Origin of the sequence: Rhizobacter sp., from assembly GCF_031412495.1 — a bacterium.
Classification (GTDB): domain Bacteria; phylum Pseudomonadota; class Gammaproteobacteria; order Burkholderiales; family Burkholderiaceae_C; genus Schlegelella_A.
In genome coordinates this window covers 1-4,879 of sequence record NZ_JANODC010000017.1, presented here as the reverse complement: position 1 = coordinate 4,879, position 4,879 = coordinate 1, and the positions used below count along the sequence as shown (strand labels likewise).

Genomic DNA, 4,879 nt, shown 5'->3' with positions numbered 1-4,879 from the left:
GCTCCGCGATGATCTTCCACGGTGAGCCCTGCGCAACGATGCGACCGCCGCCATCGCCGCCTTCCGGCCCCAGGTCGAGGATCCAGTCGGCTTCGGCCATGACGTCGAGGTTGTGCTCGATCACGACGACGGAGTTGCCGGCGTCCACCAGCCGGTGCAGCACCCGGATCAGCCTTTCCACGTCCGCCATGTGCAGCCCCACGGTCGGCTCGTCCAGCACGTACAGCGTGTGCGGCACCTTGTTGCCGCGCTTGCCGATGTCGTCGCGCACCTTGCTCAGCTCGGTGACGAGCTTGATGCGCTGCGCCTCGCCGCCCGAGAGCGTGGGTGACGGCTGGCCGAGCGTGAGGTAGCCGAGGCCGACGTCCTTGAGCAGCTGCAGCGGGTGGGCGATGTTGGGCATGGTCGCAAAGAAGTCGACGGCCTCGTCGACCTCCATCTTCAGCACGTCGCCGATGCTTTTTCCCCGCCAGCTCACCGCCAGCGTCTCGGCGTTGAAACGCTCGCCGTGGCACACGTCGCAGGGCAGCTTCACGTCGGGCAGGAAGCTCATGGCGATGGTGCGCACGCCGGCGCCGTCGCAGCTGGCGCAACGGCCCTCGCCGGTGTTGAAGCTGAAGCGGGCCGGGGCGTAGCCGCGCGCCTTCGCTTCCAGCGTCTCGGCGAAGAGCTTCCTGATCGTGTCCCAGAAGCCGATGTAGGTGGCCGGGCAGGAGCGCGGCGTCTTGCCGATGGGTGTCTGGTCGACCTCGAGGACGCGGTCGATGTAGCCCCAGCCGTCGATCTTCTCGCAGCCCTGCCAGTTCGGCCGCGCGCCGCGCGTGTTGATGAAGAGCAGGTTGGACAGGAGCACGTCGCGCGCCAGCGTGCTCTTGCCCGAGCCGCTCACGCCGGTGATCGCGACCAGCCGCTTCAGCGGCAGGTCGACCGTCACGTCCTGCAGGTTGTGCAGGGTCGCGCCGTGGATGGTGAGCAGCGCGTTGGCGGCGCTCTCCTTGCGCTCGGTCGTGGCCGTCACCGCCGCCACCGGCCGGCGCGGCTGCAGCGGGTGCACCAGCGGACGGGCCAGGAAGCGGCCGGTCACCGACTCCTTGTGCGACGCGATCTCGGTGACGCTGCCTTCGGCGACCAGGCGGCCGCCGCGCTTGCCGGCGCCCGGGCCGATGTCGATGATGTGGTCGGCGCGGCGGATCGTCTCCTCGTCGTGCTCGACGACGACCAGCGTGTTGCCCTTGCCGGCCAGGTTCTGCAGCGCATTCAGCAGGATCGCGTTGTCGCGCGGGTGCAGGCCGATCGTCGGCTCGTCGAGCACGTAGCAGACGCCCTGCAGGTTCGAGCCGAGCTGCGCCGCCAGGCGGATGCGCTGCGCCTCGCCGCCCGAGAGCGTGGGCGCGGCGCGGTCGAGCGTCAGGTAGCCGAGGCCCACCTCCTCCAGGAACTCGAGCCGGCTCTTGATCTCGGTGACGACGTCGCGCGCGATCTCGGCGTCGCGGCCGGCCAGCGCCAGCCCTTCGACCCACTTGCGCGCATCGGTTACCGACCACTGCGCGATCCAGGCGATCGACTTCTCCTCGAAGGTGACCTTGCGCGACACTTCGTTGAGGCGGGTGCCGGCGCACGCCGGGCAGGGCTCGTCGGCGATGCCTTCGACCTCGGCCTCCTCCGACGGGAAGCTCTGCTCGCGGCCGCGGCTGTCGTCGCCCTTGATGGAATCGTCGTAGGCCTTGCGCTGCTCGCGGTTGAGCTTGAGGCCGGTGCCGACGCAGGTGGTGCACCAGCCGTGCTTGCTGTTGTAGCTGAACATGCGCGGGTCGAGCTCGGGGTAGCTCGTGCCGCAGGTCGGGCAGGCGCGCTTGGTCGAGAACACCTTCACCTCGCCGAGCCGGCGCGTCGGCGTGCCGGCGAGCATGGCGCCGCGCAGGCCGGTGAGCGGCGCGAGCAAGTGCATCACGCCCTTGCCGAGGTCGAGCGCCCTGGCCAGGCACTCGCGCAGCTCGCTCTCGTGCGCGGCGCTGACGACGAAGTCGCCGATCGGCAGCTCGAGCGTGTGCTCCTTGAAGCGGTCGAGGCGCGGCCACGGGTCGACCTTGACGAACTCGCCGTCGACGCGCAGGTGCGTGTGGCCGCGCGCCTTTGCCCACTTGGCGAGGTCGGTGTAGACGCCCTTGCGCGCCACGACCAGCGGCGCGAGCAGGCCGATGTGCTCGCCGGCGTGGTCGCGCAGGATCTGCGCGGCGATGCTCTCGGCGCTCTGCGGCCGCACCGCCGAGCCGTCGTTGGTGCAGTGCTGGATGCCGAGCTTGACGTAGAGCAGGCGCAGGAAATGCCAGACCTCGGTGGTCGTCGCGACCGTGCTCTTGCGCCCGCCGCGCGACAGGCGCTGCTCGATGGCCACGGTCGGCGGGATGCCGTACACGGCGTCCACCTCGGGCCGGCCCGCCGGCTGGACGATGCTGCGCGCGTACGCGTTCAGCGATTCCAGGTAGCGCCGCTGCCCTTCGTTGAACAGGATGTCGAAGGCGAGCGTCGACTTGCCCGAGCCGCTGACGCCGGTGATGACGCTGAACTTGCCGCGCGGAATCGACACGTCGAGCGACTTCAGGTTGTGCTCGCGGGCGTTGACGATGCGGATGCTCTCGTCGGCGACGCGGCGCGGCGCGCGCAGCGGCTGCAGCGCGTACTGGAACGGCAGCCCTTCCTCGACCGCGTGGCCGTCGATGCCGAGGGCGACGTCGTAGTCGCGCAGCGCCTTCGCGGTGTGCGAGGTCGCGTGCCGCTTCACCTCCTCCGGCGTGCCGGTGGCGATGACCGCGCCGCCGCCCTCGCCGCCTTCCGGGCCGAGGTCGATGAGCCAGTCGCTGGCGCGGATGACGTCGAGGTTGTGCTCGATGACGACCAGCGAGTGCCCGGCCTCCAGGAGCTTCCGGAACGAGCGCATCAGCTTGGCGATGTCGTCGAAGTGCAGGCCGGTGGTCGGCTCGTCGAACATGAACAGCGTGCCGCGCGGCCGGCGGCTCCGCGTCGCGCCGTCCTCGAAGGCGCCGAGGCGCGGCACAGCCTGTTCGCGGATCCGGGTCTCCCGGTCCGCGAACGCGCCCCCTCGGGGGGCAACGAACGGAGAGAGCGTGGGGGCTCCATCGGCCAGGAAGCCGGCCAGCTTGAGTCGCTGCGCCTCGCCGCCCGAGAGCGTCGGCACTGGCTGGCCGAGCTTCACGTACTCGAGGCCGACGTCGACGATGGGCTGCAGCCGGCGCACGACCTCGCGGTCGTCGCGGAACAGCTGCACCGCCTCGGCGACGGTGAGCTCGAGGACGTCGGCGACGGAGAGGTCGCGGACCACGTCGCTCGGGATGCGGCGGTCAATCTTCACGTCGAGGAGCTCGGCGCGGAAGCGGCGGCCGTCGCAGTCGGGGCAGCGCAGGTAGACGTCGGAGAGGAACTGCATCTCGACGTGCTCGAAGCCCGAGCCGCCGCAGGTCGGGCAGCGGCCGTTGCCGGCGTTGAAGCTGAACATGCCGGCGCCGTAGCCGCGCTGCACGGCGAGCGGCTCGGCGGCGAAGAGCTTGCGGATCTCGTCGAAGGCGCCGACGTAGCTGGCCGGGTTCGAGCGCGCCGTCTTGCCGATCGGGCTCTGGTCGACGAACACCGCGCCGGCGAGCAGCTCGGCGCCGTGCAGCGCATCGTGCGCGCCCGGCGTCTCGGTCGCCTTGCCGAAGTGGCGCTGCAGGGCCGGGTACAGCACGTCCTGCATCAGCGTGCTCTTGCCCGAGCCGGACACGCCGGTCACCGTGACCAGGTGGTGCAGCGGGAACTCGACCGTGACGTTCTTCAGGTTGTGGTCGCGCGCGCCTTCGACGATGAGCTTCGGCGTCGACGGCCCGACCAGCCGCTTGATCCCCATGCCGACCTGCTTGCGCGCGCCGAGGTAGGCGCCGGTCAGCGTGTCGGCGGAGCGGATCGCGTCGGGCGTGCCGTCGAAGACGATGCGGCCGCCGCGCTCGCCGGGGCCCGGGCCCATGTCGATCAGGCGGTCGGCGGCGAGCATCACCGCCGGGTCGTGCTCGACGACGACGAGCGTGTTGCCGGCGTCGCGCAGCCGGTGCATCGCCTCGATGATCCGGTTCATGTCGCGCGGGTGCAGGCCGATCGACGGCTCGTCGAGCACGAACAGGGTGTTGACCAGCGAGGTGCCGAGGGCGGTGGTCAGGTTGATGCGCTGCACCTCGCCGCCGGAGAGGGTGCGACTCTGCCGGTCGAGCGTGAGGTAGCCGATGCCGACGTCGCACAGGTACTTCAGGCGCGTGCGCACCTCGTCGAGCAGCAGCTTGAGGGCGTCGTCGAGCAGCGTGCTCGGCAGCGAGACGCGGTCGAAGAAGGCGCGGATGCGGTCGATCGGCATCAGCATCAGGTCGTGCACCGTGAGGCCGGGCAGCGCCTCGAGCTGATCGCGGGACCAGCCGGTTCCGACCGGCAGGAAGCGCTTCGCCGGCGGCAGGGCGAAATCGGCGTCGTCCTTCGAGCCCAGGCGCCAGAGCAGCGCCTCGACCTTCAGGCGGGCGCCGCCGCAGGCCGGGCACTGCGTGTAGCTGCGGTACTTCGACAAGAGCACGCGGATGTGCATCTTGTAGGCCTTCGACTCCAGGTAGGCGAAGAAGCGGCGCACGCCGTACCACTGGCTGTTCCACTTGCCGGTCCAGTTCGGCGAGCCCTCGATCACCCACTCGCGCTGCGCCTCGGTGAGGCTGGCCCAGGGCGTGTCGCGCGGGATGCCGGCCTCGCCGGCGTACTTGAGCAGGTCGTCCTGGTTCTCCTGCCAGGCCGGCGTCTGCAGGGTCTTGATCGCGCCCTGGCGCAGCGTCTTCCGATGGTCGGGAACGAC

The 4,879-nt window shown here is 70.6% G+C and carries 1 protein-coding gene; it reads right to left on the bottom strand.

The window, feature by feature from the left end:
* A partial coding sequence (locus tag AC30N0_RS00680; protein ID WP_489516021.1) for an excinuclease ABC subunit UvrA occupies window positions 1-4,879 on the bottom strand: 4,879 nt, incomplete at both ends.